This is a genomic window from uncultured Roseobacter sp. (genome assembly GCF_947496515.1).
Classification (GTDB): domain Bacteria; phylum Pseudomonadota; class Alphaproteobacteria; order Rhodobacterales; family Rhodobacteraceae; genus Roseobacter.
This window is the reverse complement of the sequence record NZ_CANMDB010000022.1, coordinates 1-24,230: the sequence shown is the minus strand read 5'-3', so window position 1 is coordinate 24,230 and position 24,230 is coordinate 1. Positions and strand designations below refer to the sequence as shown.

The 24,230-nt window shown below is 57.1% G+C and carries 28 protein-coding genes and 3 pseudogenes; 17 read left to right on the top strand and 14 right to left on the bottom strand.

Annotated elements, in window-relative coordinates:
• Nucleotides 1–76: 76 nt before the first annotated feature.
• Nucleotides 77–596, top strand: a pseudogene (locus Q1A53_RS22080) (ISKra4 family transposase); the annotation flags it as partial.
• Between the two features lie 48 nt (nt 597–644).
• On the opposite strand, the gene Q1A53_RS22075 reads toward Q1A53_RS22080, so the two are convergent.
• Nucleotides 645–1,310, bottom strand: coding sequence for an FAD-binding oxidoreductase (locus Q1A53_RS22075; RefSeq protein WP_299971113.1), 666 nt, complete (start codon nt 1,308–1,310; stop codon nt 645–647).
• A gap of 148 nt (nt 1,311–1,458) precedes the next feature.
• Here Q1A53_RS22075 and Q1A53_RS22070 point away from each other — a divergent pair, with 148 nt between their 5' ends.
• Nucleotides 1,459–2,313, top strand: coding sequence for an SDR family oxidoreductase (locus tag Q1A53_RS22070; protein ID WP_366873031.1), 855 nt, complete (start codon nt 1,459–1,461; stop codon nt 2,311–2,313).
• Nucleotides 2,303–3,871, top strand: coding sequence for an alpha-amylase family glycosyl hydrolase (locus tag Q1A53_RS22065; protein ID WP_299971107.1), 1,569 nt, complete (start codon nt 2,303–2,305; stop codon nt 3,869–3,871). Before Q1A53_RS22070 ends, Q1A53_RS22065 begins: the two co-directional genes overlap by 11 nt.
• Here Q1A53_RS22065 and Q1A53_RS22060 read toward each other — a convergent pair.
• The 3 genes from Q1A53_RS22060 to Q1A53_RS22050 all read right to left on the bottom strand — a co-directional run bounded on the left by Q1A53_RS22060 (nt 3,846) and on the right by Q1A53_RS22050 (nt 5,817).
• Nucleotides 3,846–4,805 (bottom strand): SDR family oxidoreductase, encoded by a 960-nt coding sequence (locus Q1A53_RS22060; protein ID WP_299971104.1) that lies wholly within the window; start codon nt 4,803–4,805, stop codon nt 3,846–3,848. The genes Q1A53_RS22065 and Q1A53_RS22060 overlap by 26 nt on opposite strands.
• 180 nt (nt 4,806–4,985) lie before the next feature.
• Nucleotides 4,986–5,474: a DUF892 family protein gene (locus Q1A53_RS22055; RefSeq protein ID WP_299971101.1), complete on the bottom strand. Its 489-nt coding sequence runs from the start codon at nt 5,472–5,474 to the stop codon at nt 4,986–4,988.
• Nucleotides 5,467–5,817, bottom strand: a complete 351-nt coding sequence (locus Q1A53_RS22050; RefSeq protein ID WP_299971098.1) for a hypothetical protein — start codon at nt 5,815–5,817, stop codon at nt 5,467–5,469. Before Q1A53_RS22050 ends, Q1A53_RS22055 begins: the two co-directional genes overlap by 8 nt.
• 129 nt (nt 5,818–5,946) lie before the next feature.
• On the opposite strand from Q1A53_RS22050, the gene Q1A53_RS22045 reads away from it, so the two are divergent.
• The 6 genes and pseudogenes from Q1A53_RS22045 (at nt 5,947) to Q1A53_RS22020 (ending at nt 10,694) form a co-directional block, all read left to right on the top strand.
• Nucleotides 5,947–6,330: a PRC-barrel domain-containing protein gene (locus Q1A53_RS22045; protein ID WP_299971095.1), complete on the top strand. Its 384-nt coding sequence runs from the start codon at nt 5,947–5,949 to the stop codon at nt 6,328–6,330.
• A 240-nt stretch (nt 6,331–6,570) separates the two neighbouring features.
• Nucleotides 6,571–6,743: pseudogene (locus tag Q1A53_RS22040) on the top strand (IS3 family transposase); the annotation flags it as partial.
• Between the two features lie 403 nt (nt 6,744–7,146).
• On the top strand, nt 7,147–7,836 hold the full coding sequence (locus Q1A53_RS22035; RefSeq protein WP_299971093.1) for a phosphatidylserine decarboxylase: 690 nt from the start codon (nt 7,147–7,149) through the stop codon (nt 7,834–7,836).
• Nucleotides 7,833–8,582, top strand: a complete 750-nt coding sequence (gene pssA / locus Q1A53_RS22030) for a CDP-diacylglycerol--serine O-phosphatidyltransferase (RefSeq protein WP_299971090.1) — start codon at nt 7,833–7,835, stop codon at nt 8,580–8,582. Before Q1A53_RS22035 ends, pssA begins: the two co-directional genes overlap by 4 nt.
• Before the next feature lie 7 nt (nt 8,583–8,589).
• On the top strand, nt 8,590–9,246 hold the full coding sequence (locus tag Q1A53_RS22025; RefSeq protein WP_299971087.1) for a class I SAM-dependent methyltransferase: 657 nt from the start codon (nt 8,590–8,592) through the stop codon (nt 9,244–9,246).
• Nucleotides 9,247–9,848: 602 nt separating this feature from the next.
• Nucleotides 9,849–10,694, top strand: a complete 846-nt coding sequence (locus Q1A53_RS22020) for a mechanosensitive ion channel family protein (protein WP_299971084.1) — start codon at nt 9,849–9,851, stop codon at nt 10,692–10,694.
• A 620-nt stretch (nt 10,695–11,314) separates the two neighbouring features.
• Here the strand turns inward: Q1A53_RS22020 and Q1A53_RS22015 are convergent.
• From Q1A53_RS22015 to Q1A53_RS22005, 3 genes are read right to left on the bottom strand one after another with little or no spacing between them, the layout of a single operon-like run.
• The gene (locus tag Q1A53_RS22015; protein ID WP_299971081.1) at nt 11,315–11,986 is read right to left on the bottom strand and encodes a transglutaminase family protein; all 672 of its coding nucleotides are present in this window, start codon (nt 11,984–11,986) and stop codon (nt 11,315–11,317) included.
• A complete protein-coding gene (locus tag Q1A53_RS22010; protein WP_299971078.1) occupies nt 11,983–12,351 on the bottom strand; it encodes a DUF4112 domain-containing protein in 369 nt (122 codons plus the stop codon). The genes Q1A53_RS22015 and Q1A53_RS22010 overlap by 4 nt, the downstream gene beginning before the upstream one ends.
• Nucleotides 12,348–12,506 carry a YqaE/Pmp3 family membrane protein gene (locus tag Q1A53_RS22005; protein WP_219505193.1) on the bottom strand — a complete coding sequence of 53 codons (159 nt, stop codon included), beginning with the start codon at nt 12,504–12,506 and terminating at the stop codon, nt 12,348–12,350. Before Q1A53_RS22005 ends, Q1A53_RS22010 begins: the two co-directional genes overlap by 4 nt.
• Before the next feature lie 186 nt (nt 12,507–12,692).
• Between Q1A53_RS22005 and Q1A53_RS22000 the strand changes: the two genes are divergently transcribed.
• On the top strand, nt 12,693–13,391 hold the full coding sequence (locus Q1A53_RS22000; RefSeq protein ID WP_299971075.1) for a Crp/Fnr family transcriptional regulator: 699 nt from the start codon (nt 12,693–12,695) through the stop codon (nt 13,389–13,391).
• Between the two features lie 3 nt (nt 13,392–13,394).
• Here the strand turns inward: Q1A53_RS22000 and Q1A53_RS21995 are convergent, their stop codons facing one another.
• Entirely contained in the window at nt 13,395–13,892 is a 498-nt protein-coding gene (locus Q1A53_RS21995; protein ID WP_299971072.1) for a ferritin-like domain-containing protein, read from the bottom strand.
• Between the two features lie 282 nt (nt 13,893–14,174).
• Between Q1A53_RS21995 and Q1A53_RS21990 the strand changes: the two genes are divergently transcribed.
• The 6 genes from Q1A53_RS21990 (at nt 14,175) to Q1A53_RS21965 (ending at nt 19,277) form a co-directional block, all read left to right on the top strand.
• A complete protein-coding gene (locus Q1A53_RS21990; protein WP_299971068.1) occupies nt 14,175–14,657 on the top strand; it encodes a hypothetical protein in 483 nt (160 codons plus the stop codon).
• Complete coding sequence (locus Q1A53_RS21985) at nt 14,654–15,055, top strand: phage holin family protein (protein WP_299971066.1); 402 nt, start codon at nt 14,654–14,656, stop codon at nt 15,053–15,055. The genes Q1A53_RS21990 and Q1A53_RS21985 overlap by 4 nt, the downstream gene beginning before the upstream one ends.
• A complete protein-coding gene (locus Q1A53_RS21980; RefSeq protein ID WP_299971063.1) occupies nt 15,045–16,157 on the top strand; it encodes a DUF3618 domain-containing protein in 1,113 nt (370 codons plus the stop codon). Before Q1A53_RS21985 ends, Q1A53_RS21980 begins: the two co-directional genes overlap by 11 nt.
• A 67-nt stretch (nt 16,158–16,224) precedes the next feature.
• On the top strand, nt 16,225–17,172 hold the full coding sequence (locus tag Q1A53_RS21975) for a YihY/virulence factor BrkB family protein (protein WP_299971060.1): 948 nt from the start codon (nt 16,225–16,227) through the stop codon (nt 17,170–17,172).
• A 16-nt stretch (nt 17,173–17,188) separates the two neighbouring features.
• On the top strand, nt 17,189–18,169 hold the full coding sequence (locus tag Q1A53_RS21970) for an endonuclease/exonuclease/phosphatase family protein (RefSeq protein WP_299971057.1): 981 nt from the start codon (nt 17,189–17,191) through the stop codon (nt 18,167–18,169).
• A gap of 43 nt (nt 18,170–18,212) precedes the next feature.
• Complete coding sequence (locus tag Q1A53_RS21965) at nt 18,213–19,277, top strand: AI-2E family transporter (RefSeq protein ID WP_299971054.1); 1,065 nt, start codon at nt 18,213–18,215, stop codon at nt 19,275–19,277.
• A 129-nt stretch (nt 19,278–19,406) separates the two neighbouring features.
• Here the strand turns inward: Q1A53_RS21965 and Q1A53_RS21960 are convergent, their stop codons facing one another.
• The 5 genes from Q1A53_RS21960 to Q1A53_RS21940 form a co-directional block, all read right to left on the bottom strand.
• Nucleotides 19,407–19,661, bottom strand: a complete 255-nt coding sequence (locus Q1A53_RS21960) for a GlsB/YeaQ/YmgE family stress response membrane protein (protein ID WP_299971051.1) — start codon at nt 19,659–19,661, stop codon at nt 19,407–19,409.
• A 176-nt stretch (nt 19,662–19,837) separates the two neighbouring features.
• The gene (locus Q1A53_RS21955) at nt 19,838–20,668 is read right to left on the bottom strand and encodes a PRC-barrel domain-containing protein (protein WP_299971048.1); all 831 of its coding nucleotides are present in this window, start codon (nt 20,666–20,668) and stop codon (nt 19,838–19,840) included.
• A gap of 529 nt (nt 20,669–21,197) precedes the next feature.
• Complete coding sequence (locus tag Q1A53_RS21950; RefSeq protein WP_299971045.1) at nt 21,198–21,716, bottom strand: YetF domain-containing protein; 519 nt, start codon at nt 21,714–21,716, stop codon at nt 21,198–21,200.
• Nucleotides 21,716–22,372 carry a DUF998 domain-containing protein gene (locus tag Q1A53_RS21945; protein WP_299971042.1) on the bottom strand — a complete coding sequence of 219 codons (657 nt, stop codon included), beginning with the start codon at nt 22,370–22,372 and terminating at the stop codon, nt 21,716–21,718. The genes Q1A53_RS21950 and Q1A53_RS21945 overlap by 1 nt, the downstream gene beginning before the upstream one ends.
• Before the next feature lie 352 nt (nt 22,373–22,724).
• Nucleotides 22,725–23,195: an ester cyclase gene (locus Q1A53_RS21940; RefSeq protein WP_299971039.1), complete on the bottom strand. Its 471-nt coding sequence runs from the start codon at nt 23,193–23,195 to the stop codon at nt 22,725–22,727.
• A gap of 70 nt (nt 23,196–23,265) precedes the next feature.
• On the opposite strand from Q1A53_RS21940, the gene Q1A53_RS21935 reads away from it, so the two are divergent.
• Entirely contained in the window at nt 23,266–23,820 is a 555-nt protein-coding gene (locus tag Q1A53_RS21935; RefSeq protein WP_299971036.1) for a TetR/AcrR family transcriptional regulator, read from the top strand.
• Nucleotides 23,821–24,002: 182 nt separating this feature from the next.
• Here the strand turns inward: Q1A53_RS21935 and Q1A53_RS21930 are convergent.
• A pseudogene (locus tag Q1A53_RS21930) lies at nt 24,003–24,230 on the bottom strand (ISKra4 family transposase); the annotation flags it as partial.

Sequence of the window (24,230 nt, the reverse complement as noted above, 5' to 3'; positions counted from 1 at the left end):
CAGACATGGTATTTTCCTTTAACTCTATGAATTAGAGATAGGAAATACCCGTGGGTTTGTCAAGTATATAATCGCCAAAGGAAAGGTAAGACACATCCTCGATTGGTGGCACATCTCGATGCGAGTTCAGCATGTGGCGAACGCCAACAAGGGCCTCGTTCAAAGGAAAGACTTCCCGGGAACAATGGCGATTTTTATCATTCCGGCCGAGACACTGAGGTGGAATCTTTGGGCACGGCAAAATTCAGGCCGCCGCCACTCACCTTCAATGGCTGATCATTGATTGCGCGAGACTTGCAAAATACGATTTCGCGGTTCGAGATCAAGCGAAGAGGGCGCTGGCGCGATGCCGTGATCTCCACAGTTATCTCACCAACAACATGGGTTCGTTGGTCAATTATGGCGAGCGATACCGCAGCAGTCTGCCAATCTCGACGTCCCGTGCCGAAGGTTGCATCGACGACATCGGAAACGCGCGGATGGGAAAGCGAAAGCGCATGAGATGGTCACCAAGCGGCGCCCACAATGTGACCGTCACCAGAGCTGCTGTTCTCGATGGGCATCTGTCAGTCTCAAATCAAGGGATCGCCGTATAAGACCCCCAAGTTTTGCCCACTCCCCAACGACCCTCGCCCGCAGCCGATCTATTCCTCGCGGATCAGACGGCCGCCACTTACGCCGCGGGCAGCGAGAAGCTCGGCCACGCTTTCCTCCATCTTGGGCGGACCGCAGAGATAAAATCGCCCTTCCCAATCATCGACCACATCATCGAGAAGCGCCGCATCGATCTGCCCCTCACGGTGAGCGGGCCCCGCGTTCTTTCCGACGACAAAGGTGGTTTTGAGATCGGGTCGGCCTTCCCAGAAAGGTTGAAGAATGATGTCCTCTGGTGCCTCGTTGGCGAAGATGAGGTGAGAGCCATCCAGCTTCGCCTCACGCGCCCGATCCTTCAGAATGCCAAGGAAGGGCGTGATGCCCGCGCCACCCGCGATAAATACACCGGGGCCCTTGTCGTCGATAGCGCCCCAGGCGTCACCGATCAAAACAGTTTGTCCCGGTGCGAGATCGGATAACGCCTTCGTCACGCCATCGTGGTCGGAGTAGCTTTTGATTACAAAGCTGAGCGCCGCGGCCTCTGGCGCACTGGTAAAGGTGAAGGGACGTTGCTCATCTCGCCAGCCGTCCCGGTCAATGGCAAGGTCCGTCGCCTGACCGGGTTTGAAGGCATAGCCGTCGGGCTTTGTGAAAACGTAGTGATGCGTATCGTGGGTGAGCTGCACACGGTCGAGCAAGGTAATTTTGTGGGTCATAAATTCTCCTGTTCTCGGCGAACGCCAGAGCGCGCGCTGTAGTTACGCTTCTGCGCGACGCGTGATCAATATAGTGTCGGGAACGAAATGACGCGCTCGTAGGTTCTGTGCTCATGCCAATCGGAAACGAGCAAAAAAGGACATTGCCATGAACGAGCACGTCAAAATTCCCCCGCAGTCGCAAAACAGCATGCCTGCTGAGGAGCACCCGATGGACCCGGCGCCCGATTACATGCCCCGCCATCCGGGTGTTGGGAAGCTCAAGGATAAGGTTGCCCTGATCACCGGCGGCGACAGCGGCATCGGGCGAGCCATCGCGGTGCTGTTCGCGCGCGAAGGCGCCAAGGTTGCCATTGCCTACTACGATGAAGATCAGGATGCGGAGACGACCAAAGAGTTGGTGGAGGCCGAAGGATCTGAGGCGCTGCTCATTTGCGGCGATCTGGCCGACAAGGAACATGCCACTACTGCGGTAACAAAGACGGTCGACACATTCGGTGGGCTGAACATTCTCATCAACAATGCGGCGATGCAGTGGCTGGATCAGGATCTTACCGAATTGAGCGAGGAGCGGCTGCGCCGGACCTTCGACAGCAATGTGATGTCCTATTTCTTTTGCACCCAGGCGGCGCTGCCGCATCTGAGCGGAGGGGACAGCATCATCAACACGTCATCGGTCAATGCATTTGCCGGTATGGGGTCTCTTATCAGCTACTCAACCACCCGCGGGGCCAGCTTGGCATTTTCCCGCTCGCTGGCGGAGAACCTCGCCGATAAGGGCATTCGCGTGAACACCGTCGCGCCCGGCCCCATCTGGACCCCCTTCATCCCCGGCACGATGCCCGCCGAACAGGTAGAAGATTTCGGCAGCGCCGTGCCAATGGGCCGCGCGGGGCAGCCGTGGGAGGTCGCGACCAGCTATCTCTTTCTCGCGTCCTCCGACGGCAACTACTTCAACGGTCAGACCCTGCACCCCAATGGTGGCATGATCGTTGGGGGCTGACAGGACATGGCCTGACAACCCCGTCATCTACCAGATCTACCCCCGCTCGTTCCAGGATAGCACTGGATCGGGCGAGGGGGATCTGCGGGGCATCACGGACCGCATGAGCTATATCGCCGACCTAGGTGTCGACGCGATATGGCTCTGCCCGTTTTTTGTGTCGCCGATGATCGACGGCGGATATGACATCGTCGATCACATGGCAGTGGAGCCTCGGTTCGGCACCATGTCCGATTTCGATGATCTGGTCGCAGCCGCCAAGCGGTGTGGACTTTTGGTCATGATCGATCAGGTGCTCAATCACACCAGCGACCGACATCCGCTGTTTCAGGCGTCGATCAACGGTGATGAGGTCGCAGCCGAGTGTTACGTCTGGCGCGACCCCAAGGAAGACGGCACGCCTCCGAACAATTGGCTCTCCCTCTTCGGCCCGTCTGGCTGGACATGGCATCACAAGCGGCGGCAGTACTATTTTCACCAGTTTCTTTCTTGCCAACCTTCTCTCGATCTGCGGAACGATAAGGTGCAGGAAATGCACCGGCAGGAAATACAGTTCTGGCGCGACAAAGGCGTGGACGGCTTTCGCTTTGATGCCGTGACCTCGTATCTCTTCGACGAAAGCATGAAGGACAATCCTCCAGCGTCGAAGGATGTGCAGGATAGGGTCTTTGGGGCCAATTTCGTGCCCTATAGTTATCAGGATCACGTCTATGATATGTTGCCCGGCGACGGCGCGAAATACGCGGAGAAACTCCGCGCCTGGGCCAGAGACGACGCCTACCTGATCGGCGAAAACAATTCGGGCAACAATTCCCTGCGGCTGACACTGGATTTCACCGAACCGGGGCGTCTAAACGGGTGTTATACCGTCGATATGCCCGAGAGTGGCGCGGATCCGGATATGCTGGAGCACCTCTTTGAGACCATCGAGGACCTGAGCCGCCACGTGAAATGGCTATCAAGCCACGACCAACCCCGGCATATCTCTGCCCGCGGCGACGGATCGGATCGGGACGCACGCTTTTTTACCCTGATGATGGCGGTGCTGCCTGGGCCGTGGCTCATCTACCAGGGCGAAGAGCTGGGCCTTCCCCAGGCAACCCTGTCGCAGGACGAGACGACTGATCCCTTCGATCTGATATTCTGGCCCGACGGCCCCGGCCGGGAAGGCGCACGCGTCCCTCTTCCGTGGTCCGATGCGCCGCAGTTTGGCTTTACCGACGGCACACCCTGGCTTCCGATGCGCTGGTCGCGGGATCGCTGTGTCAGCGCACAATCCGAGCAGAGTACCTTGGGGTTTTACCGGTCCGCATTGGCGGCGCGTCGCGAAAATGGGTGGGGCGAGGCGACGGTGACGGAGCATCGGCAGGACGGTGACGTGCTGATTTGCCGTATTGCGACGAATGAAGCCACGTGGAAGATAGTGATCAATTACGGCGATCAAACCTATCAGACGGCGGCAGACCCGCCCTTCATGTCCAGCCAGCCCAGCACGGGGGACGTTCTGGGCCGTGCGGTCGCTATCTGGAAGCTCACCCCAGGATCAGCCCAAGAATAAAGCTCGTGGCCACGATCGCGCCGAAAAACGCCTTGCGTGCAAGATCTGCATCCATGACGACACCTTGCCGTTCGGCACGATCCGTAAACGATCCTTTGGCGCTGGCGTCATAGGCCACTGGTTCAAAGAGGTTGTCGGGTCGCCCGCCCGGCTCCGGCCGGTCGGATTTCTGCATCTCAACCCCTGCGCCGGCCAGTTTGCGGTCCAGAAAGGCAGGTAGGATCATATCACTGAAAATCAGCCTGAAGACGGATGTGCCGACGAAGACCTCACGCTGTCGCTTGTCGATGGCCTGCATTACCCCGTCGGCTGCCAGATAGGGCGAGAAAATGGGCGGGGCAGGCTGTGGCTTCATCGACAGCCTGTTACGCGCCCAATCGAACTGCGGGGTGTTGATCGCCGGTAGCTGGACCAGCGACAGGTTAATGTCGCGCCCGTCCCGAATTACTTCAGAGCGCACCGCGCCGACAAAACCGTTGATCGCATGTTTGGCTGCGCAATAAGCCGATTGGAAGGGCACAGGCCGGTAGGCAAGACCGGAGCCAACGTGCACAATGTGACCCGTCTTCATCATCTCCAGCGCGATCCGAGTGCCATTGACCTGCCCCAGAAACGTCGTTCGCACGATCTTGTCGAACTCCTCCGGTGACATCTTGTCGAAGGGTGAAAAGGCGGTGGTCATCGCGCAATTGATCCAGACGGTCGGCGTGCCTCCGCCCGCAATCAAGCTCTCTATGGCAGATCGCAGCGCAGCCGCGTCGCCGGCGTCCGCAGGAGCCGTCGTAATGTGGTCGATCGCCTCTAGTTGTTGCAACCGTTCCTGCCCGCGGGCCACGACGCCCACGCTGTAGCCGCGACCCAGCAGAGTATCGACGATGGCGCGCCCAACTCCGGCGCTGCCGCCAACGATGATTGCAAAGGGACGATCTGACATAATGCTATGCTCCTGCTTGGCTCCAGCCTCAACGCCCTATCCGCCAGGGCGTTCCTCCCAATTGGTGCCGCTGTGCAGGTTTCAAGTGTCTTCCACCATGCGCCTTGGTGCGCGAGCCCCACCGGGGCTCTTCGGTATGGCGCCCGGCGGCCTGTGGCGGGGCAGCCGCCGGGCTGCGGGCTATGCCGCTGCCGCGTTGATGTCTGACGTTGCAAGCTCCGTCATCTGCCGATCACCGTCGTAGCAAGCGTCAAGGCAGTCCTGGAGGGTGCCGATATCTTCCTTCAGATCGAGGCGGCCAGCAAAGGCAACTACGCAGCCGTAACCCGCTATCGCATAGTGTGCCATACGCTGATACTGGGTGATGATCATCGCATCGCGGGCCGCGTCGTCACCGAAGTCTTCCTCCAGCGCATGTGCCCGCGCCTCGCGCACGAGGCCTTCCATCCCTTTGCAGTGTTCTCCGTTAGGGTCGGCGTCATGTCCCCGAATGAGCCCCGCAACCTGCTCCATGCCGTCGCGGATCCCCGACACGCCTTTCTGAAGCAGCACGCGCAGGTTTTCGTCGGTTGCGGCATCGGCGAGCGCCTCGGTCACTTCCGCCGACTGGCTGTTGGCGCTGTATAGGTCCTGTAGCTGGTCGATGTAGACGTCTTTGAGATTATTCATGATTTCTCCTTTCGGTTGGGTTGAAGACTGAGGAAGAGCATTGGCCACCCACCCTGTTGTCCATGCCGGGCTTAACGGTGAACACACGTAATTCGTTCCATCTCAGTTCGTTCTTTTGCGGCATGATCGCCGTCAACTGCTCGCAGATCGCGATGAGGCTGGTGCTGCTCTCGCGCAGGGCCACTCCGACGCCTTTCTGGCCAAGCGTTTCGGCGAAATCCGACAGCGAGCGCATGGGTCGTGCTTCAAAGGCGCTGATCTCACTGCTGGATAACAGGATCGGCACATCTGCCGGCCCGGGTTCTTCAATAAGATCGATCTGATCAAAGAGGTCGGCGATCATGGTGGCGACGGTAGGGGGAGGAGAAGGTGCGTTGTGCAGCCGGGTCTTTGCCTGCGCAAACCAAAAGGCGCACGGCCTGTTGCCACTCGGTTGGCGGACCCAGCGGCAAGTTCAAAGGAGACCTGTTCCATGAGAAGACTTCATGCCCCGACCCGACTTGGCGTCCTGCTCGCCACCTCCGCGCTTGCCGATGCCCATTCCGGGATGATGACGACCTATCAGTCTCAAAACGCGGGCGATCTCTATGCATCAGAACTGATCGGCACGGGGATCTATTCGGCGGAAACCGAGTACGATGCGATGAACGCTGAAAGCACAGTGCAGGACAATGCGGAACGGACCTGGGACGACCTTGGTGAGGTGAACGACGTGGTTCTGAGCCGTGACGGCGAGGTCAAAGCGGTGATCCTGGGGGCCGGCGGTTTTCTCGGCATGGGTGAGCACCGCATCGCCGTCACCATGGATGAACTGAAGATTTTGCGCCCGCGCGAAGGGGGCGATGTTCGATTATAAATCGATTCAACCAAGGAAAACCTTGAAAATCAGCCCGCTTACGAAGGTTGAGCCCAAGCGCTCACCCAGCATCACCCTTACATCCTTACGGTAATGAGTTCGTGGCGCTCCTCTTGACGAGGAGCGCCGTTCTTTAGAAGGCCATCGTCGGGCTCAGCCTCTGGCGGCGGTTTGACCGGTCGGTGGCCGCCGTTCCATCTGGCGCCGCGCGATCAGCCTCCGCCTTGGTCTCCTTGAGCGTCAGTGCTTAAGGCGAAGCGAGAGCATGACATCTCGCAACGTCGGGCCTGCCGTCTTGTCGGGGTCGATTGCAAAACCTTTCGGCGTGATCGTCCGCCTGACAATCTTGAGATCTGCACGGAGATGAAGACCATTGGCACAAACGCCGCCGTTTCGGCTATCGGCGGATGGGGTGATGCCGGAAGCCGCTGTACAAAAGCGTCAAAGACGAGCCCAGTGACAATCCTTGGTTGACGCCCTCCAGTACCAGAATCGGTCACATTGTGCCCAAGGCAAGCTGGCGTCGAATGCTTCTGCGGCCTGTTAGCTGTTCTTCGCGGGAACACCGCAACAGCTTCTTGCAGTTCACTTCGATGCGCACCAAGTGCGCAGGATGTGCAGGTAGCGATAGCTAAGTCGGTGCCGTTCGTTTACCAAATCACATAGCTGCTCTTGCAGAGCCTCGGGAGCGCAACCTGAGTACCCGAAAAGCGGATCGACCAGCGCACTGTCTTGGAGCACTTCCCGAAATGAGCTTGCGTTCAAACTTGGTATCTTTATGACTGGATCGCGCTTCAGAGTTGGGAAATGTCGCGTATGAATATGCTTGGCACATTCATCAAGCCGATGCACCCGGAGGGATTGAAATTCGTCGGGATCTTCGCCGCCGTTACCGCTGGTCTATTCCTGTTCACACCAGTTCTTGGATGGGTTGGCGTTGGCCTGACCATCTGGTGTTATTATTTTTTTCGTGACCCCGAACGTGTAACGCCGACATCTCCGGACGTGATCGTCAGCCCTGCCGATGGTATCATATCGCTGATCGAGCAGGCGGTGCCGCCGGCCGAACTGGGGATGGAAGACAAGGCTCTGATCCGCGTCAGTGTCTTCATGAACGTTTTCAATTGCCACGTGAACCGGATCCCGATTGCAGGTCAGATCACCGCGGTGACCTATCGCCCCGGCAAGTTTTTCAATGCATCACTGGACAAGGCAAGTGCCGATAATGAACGCAACAGTCTCTGTATCCGAACTTCAGAAGGCCAAGAACTGGCGATTGTTCAGATCGCAGGTCTGGTCGCCCGTCGTATCGTCTGCTTCGTCAAACCGGGCGATGTGTTGCAAACCGGTGAGCGGTTTGGCTTGATACGCTTCGGTTCGCGTTTGGATGTGTATCTCCCCCCTGGCGTGGTGCCGAGGGTCAGCATTGGCCAGACGATGGTTGCGGGCGAAACCGTTCTTGCAAACCTGCAAAGATCAGAAGGCTGGCAGCCGGTAGATCAATGAACGATAGCCCCGACAAAACGATATCCGATTTTGCGCTGGTACAGCTTATACCAAACATGCTGACAATCGCGGCAATCTGTGCAGGTATCTCAGCCATCAGGTTCGGAGTGCAGGGCAACTATACGCTGGCGGTGCAGCTCATCGTGGCGGCCTGCGTGCTGGACTTTCTGGACGGACGGCTTGCCCGGCTGCTTGGCAGCGACAGCGAAATGGGAGCTGAACTGGACTCGCTGGCAGACTTTGTGAATTTTGGCGTCGCCGCGCCACTGGTTATCTTTTTCTGGGCCCTGCAGGATATGCAAAGCGCCGCGTGGATATCCGTGCTGGTCTATGCGATTTGTTGCGTCGTGCGTCTCGCTCGGTTCAACGTCGACAGCAAGGCCGATTGTGAAAACCTGCCAAGCGCATGCTTCAGCGGTATTCCGTCGCCTGCGGGTGCGCTGCTGGTGATGCTGCCGATGTCCGTTTCCTTTGCCTTTGCAGACGTGCCGCTGCTGCCGGATGTGGTCATCTGCGCCCATATGATCGTGGTGGGCTTGCTGATGATCAGCCGGATCCCAACCTGGTCATTTAAAACGGCGCGTATTTCCCGTGAAAACGTCAAATTCTTTCTCGTCGGTTTCGCTTTTGTCAGTGCTGCGCTTCTGACCTATGCTTGGATCACTTTGGTGGTGCTTTGTGTCGGCTACATCGGAACGGTGATCTGGTGCCTGCTCACGAAACCGCCTTCAGAACTCAAACGGTGAAACTAAGTTGGATATCGAAGCGGTTCAAACATCCTATGCTCGCTGGGCCCCGGTCTATGACAGGACTTTCGGTGCAGTGACGAATATCGGCAGGCGCCGGGCAGTTGAGTACATCAATGGCCTTGGAGGCAGCGTTCTTGAGGTCGGCGTTGGCACCGGCCTTTCCTTGCAGTATTACAACCCCGATCTACAGGTCACAGGTATTGATTTCAGTGCGGAAATGCTGGCCAAAGCGCAACGCAAGGTCGACTTCCACCAGCTGGACCAGGTGGTGGCTCTGCGCCAGATGGATGCACGAACATTGGATTTCCCCGATAACTGCTTTGATACGGTTGCGACGATGCATGTCTTGTCGGTTGTGCCCGAACCGGAGCGCGTGATGTCTGAGATTTCCCGCGTTTTAAAACCGGGCGGCAAGGTGGTGATCACAAACCACTTTATGCGCACAAAAGGAATATTGGCGCTGTTCGAACGGATATCTGCGCCCTTTGCCAACATCATCGGCTGGCACTCCGATTTCGTGATCGAAACCGTCTTGCAGGAACCGACGCTGACGGTCGAAGAACAAAAGACGCTCCCGCCGCTTGGCATGATGACATTTCTTGTTCTGAGCAAAAATCTGACCTCGGGTCGGCTCGGTATAGCCGCTGCCGTAGTCCGTTAGCTGCCGGTTTTCAGCTCTTTGTCGACTTGTTGAGGAATGCCAAGGATGTGACTGTCCCCCCGGCTGACGGCAACCATGAGCCAAGATCGGTTTGTTTGTTTCCACAAGGAAGGACGCTCGATGTCGCGGTACGCCAACGACAACGAATTCAAGCGCTGCCGCCTAGAACGTTCCGCAAGGCGCGTGATTTTGCAACAAGTCTGGATGTGGTCCCGCCGCGGCATTCGACAGGCGGTAAACGGTGGTTCGGGGCGACGACGTTCCACTCGTGGTATCACTCCGTAATGAGCCGCCGGTCAATGGATGAGCGATGGACCGCTTCTTCGTTTGCTGACCACCGAGCGGTGATCCCATTTGGACGCTCAACCGGGTAAGTGGCAGGGCAGTGTGCTGTCACGTAAGCCCGCGATGCTGTTGCGCATGGCGCGCGCGAATGACATGGCGTGGATCGTTTGGATCCCAGTGGCTCACAGCGGCCTGCCAGTATCCGTGCAACGTCTGTTCCAGATGAATTCATCCCGGGGCGCTCTAGATCCTACCCACATGGCGTGTTGCGCTGATAGAGCGAGAGGTCGGATCTGGTGGAGCCAATCAGGATTTTGATGACGCAGCTACGCGAGATTGCGCGGGGCAGTATCGAAATGCTGCCGCAGATGGCAGTTGCTTTACTTGTCGTGCTTCTCACAGCAGGACTGAACAAATTGATCGGCTTTTTGGTCCAGCGTGTGCTGGCGCGTACCAGGCTCCGGCCCAGCCTCAAGGAACTATTCTCACTTCTGTTATCAATCCTCGTCTGGATTCTGGGACTTATGATCGCTGCTGTCATCGTCTTTCCGGGTCTGACACCCTCCAGCATACTCGCCGGCCTTGGGATTGGGTCAGTCGCGATCGGCTTTGCCTTCAAGGATGTCTTTGAGAACTTCCTTGCCGGTATCATAATCTTGTTTCGCAGAGAAATGCGTATTGGCGACTTCATCGAGTGTGAGGGTATCGAAGGCGAGGTTCAGCATATCGCCATTCGTGAAAGCCATATCCAACAGACTGACGGACAGTTGGTGATTGTACCAAACTCGATCCTATTCAAAAATCCAGTTACGATCCGGACCCATCAAGTATCGCGGCGGATGACGGTCATCTGCGGTGTCGCCTATGATGTCGATGTAGATCAGGCCCGCGATGTCATCAGCAAGGCAGTCGCAACCTGTGGAACAGTTCTACAAGGCGACAAACCGATTCAGATATTTGCGCAGGAATTTGCGTCGTCGTCGATCAACTTTGAGGTGACGTGGTGGTGTGGTTCCAAACCAGTGGAGGTACGCGCTTCGCGGGATGAGGTTGTTGCCACTGTGAAACGTGCGCTCGATGATGCAAACATTGAGATACCGTTCCCGTATCGAACCTTAACGTTTAAGGAACCTCTGCCAATGACAAGTGCGGTAGAGAACTGATGAACTAACGGTTGGCCTCGCTGTAAGCGGTGATCTCTCGAAGACCAGCTTTTGCCATGAATTGCTCCTTTTCCAATGCCGGTCAAATCGCTAAGTTTCTAGTACTGTGCCGACTTGCCTTACACTGCTGTACAGATGCTGTTGGCTCACTAGGCCGTTGGTGACGGCTGTGGTGCTCATGCATGCTGCAGGAAAGACTTCAAGCGTCGAATTGGGTGCAGCGATCATGCCGCGGACCATCGCGACCAAGCACCAAAGCAAGGGTAGGGCCACAGGCCAACTTGGCTTTACGCAAACCGTAGAGCGGCTGGCTCATCTGAAGGGCTTGCAAGTCGGCCCACACGATCTTGGCCGTCACTTTCGCACAGAACCTTTGCGTCAGGTTCGGTACAGACAAGGCTTTGGAAAACTGTTTACAGCGGAATTTAGTCCGAAGTCGCGATCGCTCTTGCTGTCAATGAATGGCGAGCGATGGAGTTCAGTGCGGAGCCGATTGGTCGCAGGCTGCCATGATCGATTGGACGCGCCTGGCGATGGATCATGCGGCATGCCGTGGTCAGGAAATCAGCGTATATTTCCCTGACACTTCTGCTTCGAAACCGCAGGCAGCATAGAAAACCCTATGCTTCGGCAATCGTCACGTTCACCGATTTATCTATCAGAGAGATCGGACCGAAGCTTGATAGGAACGCAACTTCTGCGGCGTCCATACCGACCCCGATCCGCACGATCTGGGATGCCACCGGCATGGCGGAGGCGCGCGCGAGCGTGATCAGGACATGGGCATAATCCCGGCAGACGCCTTGGCGTTGGACAAATGTGTCGATAGCCGTTGTCTGTGCATTGCTGGAGCCTGGCACATAGGCAAAGCGCTCGAAAATCCAATCGCGCATGGCAGCCACCCGATGGCCCGCGTCCAAGTGACCAAACTCCGCTGCAACAAAGCTCTGAAACTCGTCCGAGGGACAGTATCGAGACGGCATCAGGTACCGGACGACATCGCCGGAAAGCAGATGTGGCGGGACCTTGTCCAACGCCGAGACGTCCAGAGAGGGTCGGTCGATCTCAACCTTGGCCGCATAGGAACAGGGAAAATATTCTGATGTTCGGAGCAACGTCCGGCTGCCGAGACCCGCTTCAGCCGCTATATCTGCAAGTTGCTCCGGTTTGCCAACGTCAAAAGTCTCAGACAGGACATTCTGGTCCGCGAAACTCGGTGCACGCACTTGCAGGATCAGGTCAACGGGTTGGCTGATATCACAAGCGAGCCGTACGTCGATATCGACAATCATGAACCGTCCTTCGTCTTGACCGAGGCATGTGCCAGGTCCCTACGCAGCAGTGCAAAGTTGCGGTTGTTCGCTTTGAAAACGAGGTCGAACACATCGCCGAGGATCGGCGCGGCGCCGATGACAAAGTCAAGCCCAGTGTTTGCTGTCATGCGCAGGATCGTGCGTTTGCGCGCGCCGAGACGGTAGCCCTTGTAGATGAGGTAGGCTGAGGGGCCGAGCGATGCGAGATCCCCTGCACCGGGGATCAGTCCCAGAAGCGAGTCCCACCCGAACCGTATGGGCGTGCCCGGTATGCGAAACCGACTGTCGAGCAGCGTCGACAGGTGGTCAAGCTTCTCGATCTCGCCGGCTGGTGCCTTACTCACTTGCGCGCAACGATATAGACCGCGTGTACTAGACCGGGAATGTAGCCAAGCAAGGTCAGCAGGATATTGAGCCAGAAGTGTTTCCCGAGGCCCACCTGCAAAAAAACGCCAAGTGGCGGGATGATAACGGAAAGGATGATGCGGATGAGATCCATGAGCGCTCTTTTCAAAAAAGGTGGGAGTCTTTCCCAGCGTATCGCAGGTTGGATCGGATTAGGCGAGGCGATGTGCCTTAATCTGTGTTAACTTTCCGTATGTCAGAAGAATACGAGAGCTGTCTCATCAGTCGCCTATCGCGTTTCGTATCCCTTACGGATCACGAATGTGCCTTTATTGCCGAGATGGAAAAGGATGAGCATCCTCGGAAGAAGGGCCGGCCGGTCGTCAGTGTCGGGGACCGGACCGAGGGGATCATGGTTCTCAAAACCGGGTGGGCCGTGGTCAAGGCAGACAGCTCCGATGGCCGCAGCCAAATTCTGCGCGTCTACTTGCCTGGAGAAGTCATGGGCCTTGCGGAGATCGGAGCGTCGCACGCAAGCCATCGGGTCGTCATGCAGACAGATGGCGTGATCTGCCCTTTCCCGCGTGGTGGGCTCGCGCCACTCTACAGCGACTACCCCCGGCTGGGTGCATTGCTTACGGCGGTCGGCAGTCTCGATCAGATCGCGTTGCGCCATCACGCCAGCAGCCTGGGGTCGATGGATGCGTCGGGCAGGCTGAAGTTCTGGCTGCTACAGCTTCGGTCCCGTTTGGCCGTCGCGAATATTGGTCTCGGCAACCGGTTTCAGGTCCCCTTTAGCCAGGTCGAGATTGGGCAAGCTGTTGGTCTCACGTCGATTTACGTCAACAAGCTGTTGCGTCGCTTTACCGAGAACGGTGAAATGGAGATTGAGCGCCCCTACATCCGCTTGCTCAAGCGGGATGAATGGGAAAAGGACTGTGAGTTCGTCAATGCCTTTGTCGACATGGACACGTCCTGGTTCCCGCCCGCAATCGGAGCGGAAACCACCGGAACGGCAGACCTTGCCAGATCGACTTAGCGGTCAGGCCACCGCGCTTTTGTTGATCCCACCCGAGGCCAGCGCCGTCATGGTTCGGTCGCCATCGTAAGACGCATCAAGGCAGGTTTTGAGCGCTGCGAGGTCATTATCCAGTTCAAGGCGGTCCGCAAAAGCCGCCAGACAGCCATATCCGGCAATCGCGTAATGCGTGAGCCGTTGATATTGCGTGATGATCATCGCATCCTTGGTGGCATCGTCGCCAAAAGTTTCTTCGATGGCGTGTGCGCGGGCTTCTTTGACAAGACCTTCCATGCCTTTGCAATGCTCACCGCTCGGGCTTTCGTCGTGACCTTCCGAGATCTTCTCTAGCGTAGAGATGCCGTCCTGAATGCCATCGGCACCCGCGCGGAGGGCGTCTGATAGATCCGCGTCAGTTGCCGCTTTTGCCATCTCTTTGGTGATATCGAGAGCCTGCTTATTGGCGCTGTAAATGTCCTTGAGTTGCTCGAGGTAGAGGTCTTCCAGCGTGTCGATGCTCATGTAGCGTCCTTTCGAGGTAAAGCTCAACGCTAGCTTGAATTGGCTTTCGCAACAGGGACGATATGCCCGGAACAACTTCCGATTGGGCAAATGCTAAACCAGATTAGCGTCTACGGCCCTCGGGGAAGCAAACAATTCCTTAAGCTGTTTTTGGCGGGGATGCTCCTAATCATCCCCAGAAAGAGGAGTCCCTAATGCACAACGTTTTTTACCTCATCGGACTGATCGTCGTCGTCTTGGCCGTCATCAGTTTCTTGTTCTGACCCTGAATTGGAGAATGACATGACGACGCAGAATACACCCCATCCAGACGCATCGAAGTCTGCCGCAACGCAGGCCAAAGAGACGGCGAGTGACGTGAGCAGCCAGGCGAAGACCGCTGCGCGCGATGTCGCCCAAAACGCGGCGTCTGCCGCAAAGGACCAGGCGGACACTGCAAAATCATCAGTCGCCGACGAGATGTCCGGTGTCGCATCCGCCTTGCGCACAGCTGCCGAAGAGATGCGCAGCGGCTCACCCCAGGAGCGCACATTCGGCCAGATTGCCGAAGGGCTGGCGGATGCCTCCGAGGCCATGCGCAACAAGGATCTCAGCGAGATGGTGCAAGATGTCAGCGCCTTCGCCCGCAAGAATCCGCTTGTCTTCCTTGGGGGTGCTGCATTGATCGGCTTTGCGGCCACGCGATTTGCCAAGGCGTCCAACACGCAAGACCAGCAGGCGCTACCTCGTACCCCCGGCATTGAGCGACACGGAGATTTCTCATGAGCGATGACACAACAAACAAAAGCGCTGGTAGTATCTTGGCGGACGCGATGGCCAATGTCAGCGGCCTGGTGCGCAACGAAGTCGATCTCGCCCGCGCGGAAATCAGCGAAAACGTCACCAAAGCCGGAGTTGCCGTTGGTCTGATCGCGGGTGCTGCAATCATCGCATTGGTCGCATTGAATGTGTTGGCTGCCGCACTCGTGGCCGCCTTGACCGAGGCGGGGCTCGATGCTGCATGGTCTGCACTGATCGTCGGTGCCGCTCTCGGCGTCATCGCCTTTGTTTTGATCAACAAGGGCGTCAACGATCTGAAACTTTCAAGTCTTGCACCGACGCGGACCGTCAAGAACGTCCAGCGCGATGCCGCAGCCGTGAAGGAAGCCTACGATGACAAATGAAACGCGTAGTCCGAAAGAAATCGAACGCGAAATCGAAGAGCGGCGGTCGGACCTGACCTCCAATCTGGAGGACCTGCAGGACAAGTTTTCCATTGATACCGTCGTGCGTCAAATCGGCGATCAGTTTCGCGAACACGGTGGCGATATGGGCCGCTCGATCTCCAATCAGGTCAAAGCCAACCCGATCCCACTGGCACTGACCGGCATTGGCCTGGCGTGGCTGATGTTTGGCAGCGGCTCTCAACCACAGCCGCGACGCTACGCCTCCTATGACGATGACCGCTACAGTTCGGCAGAGCATGAGTTCCGCCGCACCCGTGAAGCGCGGGGCCTGTCGTATACGCCGCCAACCAACTACAGCACCGATCGCTCCGCCTCGGAGCCGTCCTGGGCCCGTGATTATGATGACAGCGACGCCTCGGTGGGTGAACTTCTGTCGAGCGGTGCTGGGGCCATGAAGGACAAAGCGGTGGGCGCTACACAGTCAGCGAAAGATGGGCTTGCAAGCGTGGGCACCTCGGTGGGCGACGCAGCGCCCTCTGCGACGAATGCAGTTGGTGATGCAGCGCAGTCTGCAAGACAAGGTCTGTCGAGCGCGAGAAACCGCATCGCCGAAGGTACCGAGGGTTTGACCGAAGAGGGTCGCAAGCGCGTCATCGCAGCACGGCAAAAGGCCGTCGAGATGCGCCGCTCCGCCGCGCGGTCGATGTCTCAGGGGACCGATGCGGCTGCTGATTTCTACGACCAACAGCCATTGGTGGTGGGCGCGCTCGCGCTTGCCGTCGGTGCGGCCCTGGGTGGTGCGCTTCCGCGCACCAAAACCGAAGACGACCTGATGGGGACCCAGAGTGACGATCTCTTCAGCCAGGCCGAACGCATCTTCGAGGAAGAAAAGGCGAAGGCGGTGTCCATGGCGGACACCGTGAAGGAAGAGGTCAAAGATATTGCATCCGAGACCAAAGCCGATCTCGATAGTGGTGCGCCGGGTGACAAATCTGCCGTTGAGGCGATTGGCGACAAGGCTAAAGGCGCGGCGGAGCGGGTTGTAGACAAGGCGAAGTCCGAGGCGCAAGATAAGTACCTGGGCAAGCCCAAGACCTGACCGCATTGGGAGAGGGCCATCCGGTCCTTTCCCACTCTCATCCATCTTCCAAATCCGAGGTTCTGCCATGTCACGCGGACGCGCCGTCGAGACCCCAACAGAGATTCCAGCCCTCGGCTGGAAGGACATCGCCTTTCGTGTGAAAGACGAAATCGCCGCTGACCGGGTGGGTCTGATCGCAGCCGGAGTTGCATTTTATGGCCTGCTAGCGCTCTTTCCCGCCATCACGGCCCTCATCGCGATCAGCGGTCTCATCGTCGAGCCGAGCCAGATCGTCGATCAGTTGGAAAACCTGTCGGGCTTCATGCCGGAGGAGGTGATTTCTATCGTAACCACTCAGGCTAGTGAGGTGGCCGGGTCGCGGGAAGGCGGGCTGGGTCTTGCGGCGATTGTTGGCGTGCTGATTGCGCTCTATTCGGCGTCGAAAGGGATGGCGAGCCTGATCGAAGGGATCAATGTCGCCTATGACGAGGAGGAGAAGCGCGGATTTATCCGACTGAAGCTGGTGACCTTTGCCCTGACCTTGTTTCTTATGATCGGGCTTTTGGTTGCTCTCATGGCCACTCTTGGACTGCCTGCCGTTCTGGCCGTCCTTGACTTCGGTGCCGTCTTCGAATTCATGATGACTGCCGGCCTTTGGATCGGATTGTTCTTGCTGACGGTCTTTGGCCTCTCCGTCCTTTACCGCTATGCACCGTCTCGTGATGAACCGGAGTGGAAATGGGCCTCGCCTGGCGCTGTCGTCGCCTGCCTTATCTGGGTCATCGCTTCAGCGGGCTTTGCCTTCTATGTCGGCAATTTCGGCTCTTACAATGAAAGCTTCGGGACACTGGCTGGGGTGATCGTTTTGCTGATGTGGTTTTGGATTTCTGCCTTTATCATTCTGCTAGGCGCCGAATTGAACGCCGAGATGGAAGCACAAACACGTGCGGACACGACAAAAGGCCCCGATGAACCTATGGGATCCCGCGACGCGGTGAAGGCCGATACGTTGGGCGACACCGCAAACTCATGATGGTAAAGTCACCCTCATGCTGAATTGGGTGTTCTGGGGTGTGGCCCTTTGCGTTGTCATCACCACGATCTTACCATTGACCAACAGCGTCACGTGGTGGGTCCGCATGTGGGATTTTCCACGCTTACACATCGCGGGGGCGGCACTGTTGACCTTGTTGGTCAGTCTGCCCTTCACGGTCCCCCTGAAGCCGCTGCTTTCTACGGTGCTTATCGCTGTCGTAGTCTATCAAGGACTACAGATCTTTCCTTACATGCCGCTTGCGAAGACGGAGATCGACATCGCGTCCGCACCGGCGCCAGACGAGGAAATGACCTTGCTGTCGGTGAACGTGCTGATGGAAAACGAGCGGCACGATGATCTGATTGCCATTTTGGAGCGCGAACGCCCGGATGTCTTGCTTCTCATGGAAACTGACGAGGTCTGGAGTACTGCCCTCTCCGATGTGCTCAGCCAGTATCCGACTGTAGAAGCCCATATCGCTGACGATCACTACGGAATGATCTTTGCCACGCGGCTCCAAACGTCCCACGTCGAGATGCTATGGCCTGCGGGTGATGATACACCTGCCGTTCGTGCGGTGCTCACGTCCTCCAGCGGCACCCTGTTCAACTTCATCGGCCTGCACCCGCGCCCTCCGGTGCCGGGCAACACGACCGAGGTACGAGACAAGCAGATCAAGGACGCTGCATTGATGACCCAGTCGTCCGAGCGGCCGACCGTCGTAATGGGGGACTTCAACGATGTCGCCTGGTCGTGGACCACCAAGAGGTTCAAGGACTATGGCGATCTTCTCGAACCCCGGGTAGGGCGCGGCATGATCTCGAGTTTCCATGCGGATTATCCGTTTATGCGTTTGCCGATTGATCAGATGTTCATGACGAAAGACGTGGGGTTGGTCTCGTTCCGCCGGTTGGAGAACTTCGGCTCGGATCACTTCCCCATGGCGGCGACTGTGTTCGTTGCGCACGGTGAACGAGTAGACAATGCAGATTGACCCCGAACATAGCCAACCCGTAGCTGAAAAACGTTCGAAGCGTGTGGAAATCGCCGTTATCGGTATCTTCGGCATCCTGCTGCTGCAGGCGCTGGTCTGGGCCAGTAACTTTCTGATCCCGGTGACGGCGGCATGTCTTGGATATTTTGTGCTGAACAGACCCCGCAGGCTGTTGGCCCGGATCGGGATCCCGCCTATCGCGTCGGCCGCCTTGTTCACCGGGATAGTGACAGCTCTGATCGTCCTGCTGCTCGTCCAGCTCAGCGCACCCGCAGCGCAATTCATCGAAGACCTTCCGTCTTTGATGGGAGAGATCAAGGAAAAGCTGGCCTCGGCAGGAGGGACCCTTGAGGCCATCAACGATGCGACGGTAGCGGCAGAGGGGATCATCGAGGATCAGGATGCGGAGACTGTGGCCGTCGAAGTTGTCTCGAACACCGGGATTGCGGCCACGCTGTTCAGCATGGCGCCTGGTTTCCTAAGCCGGATCCTGTTTGCGCTTATCCTGCTCTTTTTCCTGATCGCCTCGGGCGACATGTTCCTGACCAAGGCAGTGCAGAGTTTTGATCGGTTTGCCAACAAACGGCGCGCCGTTGAGGTCGTGCATGCGATCGAGGATCGGTTGGGTTACTATCTCGGCGGTATCGCAATCATCAACGCGGGGTTGGGCGTGGCCGTTACCATCGCCATGCAGCTTTGGGGGCTGCCAAGCGCGATCATCTTCGGGTTTATTGCGTTCGGATTAAATTTCGTCCCTTTCCTCGGTGGCCTCATGGGGGCCACCATCGCCGCCGCGGTCGCCTTCGTGAGTCTCGATGGCACTTGGGCGGCCGCAGGCGTATTCGCCACCTATATCGTGCTGACATCCATCGAAGGGCAGTTCATCACGCCGCTGGTGATTTCACGCAGGATGCGCTTGAACACACCAGTCGTCTTCCTCTTCGTCGCGTTTTTTGCCTGGATATGGTCGATCATCGGCATGATCGTCGCCTTACCCATCCTGATCGTATTCAAGATCGCCTGCGATGAAACAAAGTCCTTGCAGACCCTCGCACGGTTTCTCGGGGACCTTGATGAAATCGCAGATACCAAGCCCGAAAAGGTTTGATCGGTCCCGCTAATGTGCACGCCGTGACCCGCGTCCACTTTCGGTCAGATGGGCTTCGCCGAAGGCTCATTCTTCCCAACAACCAATACGCTCGTCAGCTGGCAGGTTGAGCTACCAGCTGATATCAGATTACGTTTTGCGGCGGATTAATCGTGCCACATAGATCAGCAAACATGCACCGGCTGCGGCGACGATGAGCTGACCGATCCAGCCGCCCAAGGTTGTGCCGATGATCGCGATCAGTAGCCAATTCAGCACCAGCGCGCCGACGATACCCAATACGATATTCATCAGCAGGCTCTGATCAGATTTCATGATCTTTTCCGCGATCCAGCCCGCAATCGCGCCGATGATTAGCGAGCCGATCCATCCTATTCCAGTCATTGCCTTAAATTCCTTTTCTGATCCCCGTGATTGGGGCCTTGAATTGATCCAGCAATCCCTGCCGCCGCGGGGCTGCTACACAACGGGCAAACACAGAATTGGAATTACGACTGCTGCCGCCGGACTTCCAGCGACAGCATATATCTAGAGTCCATCCTACCGGATCAACTTGTGCGTCAGCCTTCGTATTCGGGCTGCGCTTCCAGCGCTTCTTGCGTTGCATCGATGTAGACGCGCAAATCGCCATCACTTTGCAGGATTGTCAGTTCTTCCATGGTCACGGCAACGTGGTGTTCGCCAAGCCCCAGAAAGCCGCCCACATCGATAACCGCACGGTCAATCATTCCGTCATCTTTCAAAAGCAGCTCGCCGACTTCGCCGATATCTTCGTCTGCCGCGCTATAGACGCGCGCCCCTGTCAGCATTTCGGTGGTCAATTGCTCGATCTCAGCCGGCTCGTAACCGTCACGTGTCACGGCAGGGGCTGTCAGCCGCATACGCTCATCGGCGTCACGCATGTCCGCATCAGCCTCCGTCTCCATGTCGGCGCCCCGGTATTCGGGAGCGTCTTCGACGCCGGCCACGCTCGCGTTCACCACGATGAAATATTCATATGCATCTTCACCATCTGAGACGAATTGAAGTTGCGACATGTCAATTGCCACCTCACGCTCACCGATGCCCAGGAAACCGCCGACATCGACAATCACGGAGCCCACGTCGCCTGCCCGGGTCAAGACGATTTCATGGATCTCCCCGATGTCGTCCCACTTGCGCTCGTTCTCCGGCGGCAGCATTCCGTCGCTCATGTCCATTTCGGACACGTAGACACGGGCTCCGATTAACTCGGAGGCGTTCAAGTTCACTTTGGCATCGAATTGCATGTCGGAAAACGCCGCGGTGTGGCCATCGGCATAGGCTGGGACGGCCAAAACAAGGGCGGTGGCGGCACTGGCCAGAAGGGTTCTGGCTGATGAGCGGATTTTTTGATGGCTTGAAACTGTCATCGTGTATTCCTTCGATATGCCAGAGTGTTGAGCCGCAGTAGCTGTCTTGCTCCCGCAGGTCTCAGCTCCTGGCGTGGGTTGAACTGCACGCCGACTGATCGCTGTTGATCAGGTCGGGTGTTCCATCGTTCCTCGGTGAGGACGATGGCGGTGTTTGTAGTTTACCGGTGCGGCGAGCCGAGATGTCAGGACAAGTACTAATCTGGGACAAGGTTTCGCCGAAAGATCGGTGAAGGCGCAACGGTTTCGCCTTTTGACGGTCAAGAAGCCGTTGTCTTTATAGAGCATGGCGCGCGGCTTTTGCCAGATAGACCAATGCTGCGTTCTTATTACGAGTATGGAGTCTTCGCCGGGCTTTTTTCTTGGAGACCTGCCATCGATGGGTCGTCTCGTCGGTCTCGATAATAGGACCCAATTATCGCTGATCACCATCAGCTATTTCTGACAGCACAACTAAAATAATGCGGGACAAAGAGGACCTTTCAACGAGAGAGCGAATGGCGGCTTTCGCATTGCCACACTCTAAACCTCATGCGCCGGTCGTTACTCCGTTAAGGAGGACATCGTCCAAGCTCTCACCGTGCAGCACAGAAATATCTCCGGTGGCTTCGAGCACGACGGCGCGAACTTCGCTGACATGCAGAACATTTGCCTCGCGAAGCTTGGCGATAACGTCACTGCGCGAAGTTCTGGTGCGTATGAGTGCGGCTTCCAGAAACTCACCGTCGCGCATCAATAGGGTAGGTGTGTTGTCGATAATGCTCTCGAAATCATCACGTTTGGCGCGGGTGCGAGAAACTGCGTACTGGACGCCAAGAAGAGCTGCGATGGCGATCAAAGCTTGCGCCATTGCGCTCCAAGTCGTCGCCTGTACACATCCCGCAAGAAGTGAACCGATGGCAACGGTGGTGACGAAGTCGAATGAAGTCATTTTGGAAAATGCACGCAGACCGATAACACGCACGCAGATCACCACCCACAAAAGGCCGATAAAGGCAAGCAGTGTGCCACGCAGTAGGACGTCGAGAGCGGAAATGTCGGTGAACATCAGCTTGCGTTCCGCTGCTTGGAGCGCTGGTAGAAGAGGTGTGCGAGGGTCAGTATAAGCACGAAGGACAACATGCCGAGGTAGCGCTCGTAAATGCCGTCGATTTCTGTGGGCAAAAAGAAGAACACAGGAGCCGAGATGACCCAGACGACTCCGGTTGCGATCAGTATTGTACGGTATCGAGGACTTGCCAGTGCCGCCCCGCGCGCCAGGGCGAAGCAGGCGATGGTCATCGTGATGCCAAGAGCGTAAACTAGGTAGATGTGGATCACCCAGCCGTCACTGTCACTATCGCCGTATTCGTTACGGGCACCGATTAAAAACACCAACAGCCCAAAGACAATGAGTGCGATGATGCCGACGCTCCAGTCCCAGGCGCCGAGATGAACGTGCGCGGACGATACAGCAAGGCCAATTAACGCGGCGGAGAAGGTGTATAGACCGATATCGACGATGAATTCGTAGCGTCCCGCGCCCAGATCGCTGATCGTATCGGCAATCCAGTCATGGTTTGGAACGACAAAATCCGCGATGAGAATAGAGGTAGCCAGCGCAATGCAGCCAAAGACCGCAAGAAGACTAAGTACTAAAAGAAGGAGTGGTTGCTCTTCCACTTCGGCTGGCATCTGTTGGTCGGTTTCGGTAGTCGGCGGCATCTCGGCTCCCAAGCGCAATAAGGTTACAACATAGTCCGACGTTAGAGCTTGGAAACCGAGGCATAGGAAGCGGATATTCGTGCGCCTCGCAGATTCTACAGTTGGCCTCATTCCCGCCGTTCTCCGCAAGCGCTGCGAAAGGCTCCTCTCAAGAAGTGACGGTGACGATACTTCTCGGGTGTCGATGCCCCGCGCCGCATAGCTGCCACGGGGGCAGGGTGGTCAAAATAAAAGAGCCGGCGTATCACTCGGCAAAGAAATTCAAAGTTAATGCCTCTATTGGCATTTGATTGAAGGTCCAGTTAATGAACGACAGCTTTGAAGCCTTCCTTCAAAAGTTGGCCTCTCGCAGTTAATCCTTTATCTTAACAGCACCGATGGCGATCATCACGGCTAACAGGTCGGTGAAGTAGCGGCTTTCTACGATTTTGCCGTCCTCCAGACGAAATAATGTGACATCCGGCACGTCGACGGCGGCTCCTGACGCCGGAGCGCCGAGAAAAGGGCCGTCCTGTGAGCCGACAAGACGGCCGCGCACAATCACCGCATCTTCCTTGGCAATGGTGTTCTCGACCGTCATCTCCAGTCTGGGGAAACCTTTGAAGAGCTCGGCATTGAATTCTATCGCAGCCTCCAGCCCTTCCATCGGTGGATGAGAATGAAAATAGGTTCGAACGTTCGGCGCAGCATTGGCACGCCACACATCTTCCCAGCCGGCGTTTGCTCCCCAACCGTCATCGAACATTTTTAGAACGGTCGTAACATTGGCCTGCTCTTTTGGCGTGCGGTGCGGTGTTGCTTCAGGGGGTGTGTCGGTGTTCATGGCGGGTCTCCATACAGTGTGTATGGAACACTTTGTTGACGTCCGCACCTCAAATGTCAATACATACTGTATGGGCACATCGAATTCATCACACCGTGATCCAAATGCGTGGGTAAGCGCTGCTTATGAAATGTTCGAGGAAGGCGGCGTTTCTGCGGTCCGTGTCGATCCGCTCGCCAAACGGCTTGGGATCACGCGTGGCAGCTTTTACTGGCATTTCAAAAACCGGGCTGCCCTTTTGCGTGCGCTTCTCGACCGTTGGGTCGAAGGCGAAACGGAAGGTGTGATCGAGACCAACGAGCAAGGCGGCGGTACGGCTTCGGATCGCTTGCGTCGTCTTCTGCGGACCTGCGCATCCGAAGATGGTCGACTTGAGATGAGTGTGCGCGAATGGGCGGCAGGCGATGCAGATGCGCGCGAGACTGTACGTCGTGTGGACGAAACGCGCATCGCCTATATGGCTGAGCTATCGCGTGAGGCAGGAACACCGAAGCGCGACGCTAAGGCACGAGCACGCATCGCCTATGTTGCCTGGCTCGGCCTCTATACCGGTATCGCGCCAACCACGGCCGATCAGAGGATCACGGATATGGATCAGCTGCATCGCATGATGCTGTCACCGTAACGCGCAGGCTGACGGAAGGGCCAATCGTCATCGCTTTCTCGGTTCAATTGTTTCGATCTCCGTACTCTTCTAGCGCCGAGAAAGACTTGTTGTGACGTAGCAGTTAACTGTAAGACTGCGGCCGTTTTGCGGCATTTTGGGAGTGGGCAAAACTTGGTGGTCTAAGCTGCGATGGTTGTGTTTTAGACTGCCAGACGCCCATCAAGAACAGCGGCTCTGGTGACAGCGACGTTGTGGGCTCCTCGTGGTGACCATCTCATGCGCCTGCGTTTGGCCATGCGTGTGTTGCCGATGTCGTCGACACAGCCTTCGGCACGGGAGGTCGAGATCGGCAAACCGCTGCGATATCGCCAACCATAATTGACCAACGAACCCATGTTGTTGGTGAGATATCTGCAAAGATCATGGCA

What these genes read in the sequence shown, in the direction of transcription:
- Q1A53_RS22050 (WP_299971098.1), bottom strand. Translation starts at nt 5,817, where the DNA reads ATGATCGCCGACCTCTTTGATCAGATCGATCTTATTGAAGAACCCGGG.
- Q1A53_RS21955 (WP_299971048.1), bottom strand. Translation starts at nt 20,668, where the DNA reads ATGACAGTTTCAAGCCATCAAAAAATCCGCTCATCAGCCAGAACCCTT.
- Q1A53_RS22070 (WP_366873031.1), top strand. Translation starts at nt 1,459, where the DNA reads ATGAACGAGCACGTCAAAATTCCCCCGCAGTCGCAAAACAGCATGCCT.
- Q1A53_RS22005 (WP_219505193.1), bottom strand. Translation starts at nt 12,506, where the DNA reads ATGGATCTCATCCGCATCATCCTTTCCGTTATCATCCCGCCACTTGGC.
- Q1A53_RS22015 (WP_299971081.1), bottom strand. Translation starts at nt 11,986, where the DNA reads ATGATTGTCGATATCGACGTACGGCTCGCTTGTGATATCAGCCAACCC.
- Q1A53_RS21980 (WP_299971063.1), top strand. Translation starts at nt 15,045, where the DNA reads ATGACAAATGAAACGCGTAGTCCGAAAGAAATCGAACGCGAAATCGAA.
- Q1A53_RS21935 (WP_299971036.1), top strand. Translation starts at nt 23,266, where the DNA reads ATGGGCACATCGAATTCATCACACCGTGATCCAAATGCGTGGGTAAGC.
- Q1A53_RS21995 (WP_299971072.1), bottom strand. Translation starts at nt 13,892, where the DNA reads ATGAGCATCGACACGCTGGAAGACCTCTACCTCGAGCAACTCAAGGAC.
- Q1A53_RS21940 (WP_299971039.1), bottom strand. Translation starts at nt 23,195, where the DNA reads ATGAACACCGACACACCCCCTGAAGCAACACCGCACCGCACGCCAAAA.
- pssA (WP_299971090.1), top strand. Translation starts at nt 7,833, where the DNA reads ATGAACGATAGCCCCGACAAAACGATATCCGATTTTGCGCTGGTACAG.
- Q1A53_RS21950 (WP_299971045.1), bottom strand. Translation starts at nt 21,716, where the DNA reads ATGTTCACCGACATTTCCGCTCTCGACGTCCTACTGCGTGGCACACTG.
- Q1A53_RS21985 (WP_299971066.1), top strand. Translation starts at nt 14,654, where the DNA reads ATGAGCGATGACACAACAAACAAAAGCGCTGGTAGTATCTTGGCGGAC.
- Q1A53_RS21970 (WP_299971057.1), top strand. Translation starts at nt 17,189, where the DNA reads ATGCTGAATTGGGTGTTCTGGGGTGTGGCCCTTTGCGTTGTCATCACC.
- Q1A53_RS22060 (WP_299971104.1), bottom strand. Translation starts at nt 4,805, where the DNA reads ATGTCAGATCGTCCCTTTGCAATCATCGTTGGCGGCAGCGCCGGAGTT.
- Q1A53_RS22035 (WP_299971093.1), top strand. Translation starts at nt 7,147, where the DNA reads ATGAATATGCTTGGCACATTCATCAAGCCGATGCACCCGGAGGGATTG.
- Q1A53_RS22055 (WP_299971101.1), bottom strand. Translation starts at nt 5,474, where the DNA reads ATGAATAATCTCAAAGACGTCTACATCGACCAGCTACAGGACCTATAC.
- Q1A53_RS21990 (WP_299971068.1), top strand. Translation starts at nt 14,175, where the DNA reads ATGACGACGCAGAATACACCCCATCCAGACGCATCGAAGTCTGCCGCA.
- Q1A53_RS21945 (WP_299971042.1), bottom strand. Translation starts at nt 22,372, where the DNA reads ATGCCGCCGACTACCGAAACCGACCAACAGATGCCAGCCGAAGTGGAA.
- Q1A53_RS21960 (WP_299971051.1), bottom strand. Translation starts at nt 19,661, where the DNA reads ATGACTGGAATAGGATGGATCGGCTCGCTAATCATCGGCGCGATTGCG.
- Q1A53_RS21975 (WP_299971060.1), top strand. Translation starts at nt 16,225, where the DNA reads ATGTCACGCGGACGCGCCGTCGAGACCCCAACAGAGATTCCAGCCCTC.
- Q1A53_RS22000 (WP_299971075.1), top strand. Translation starts at nt 12,693, where the DNA reads ATGGAAAAGGATGAGCATCCTCGGAAGAAGGGCCGGCCGGTCGTCAGT.
- Q1A53_RS22075 (WP_299971113.1), bottom strand. Translation starts at nt 1,310, where the DNA reads ATGACCCACAAAATTACCTTGCTCGACCGTGTGCAGCTCACCCACGAT.
- Q1A53_RS22045 (WP_299971095.1), top strand. Translation starts at nt 5,947, where the DNA reads ATGAGAAGACTTCATGCCCCGACCCGACTTGGCGTCCTGCTCGCCACC.
- Q1A53_RS22020 (WP_299971084.1), top strand. Translation starts at nt 9,849, where the DNA reads ATGACGCAGCTACGCGAGATTGCGCGGGGCAGTATCGAAATGCTGCCG.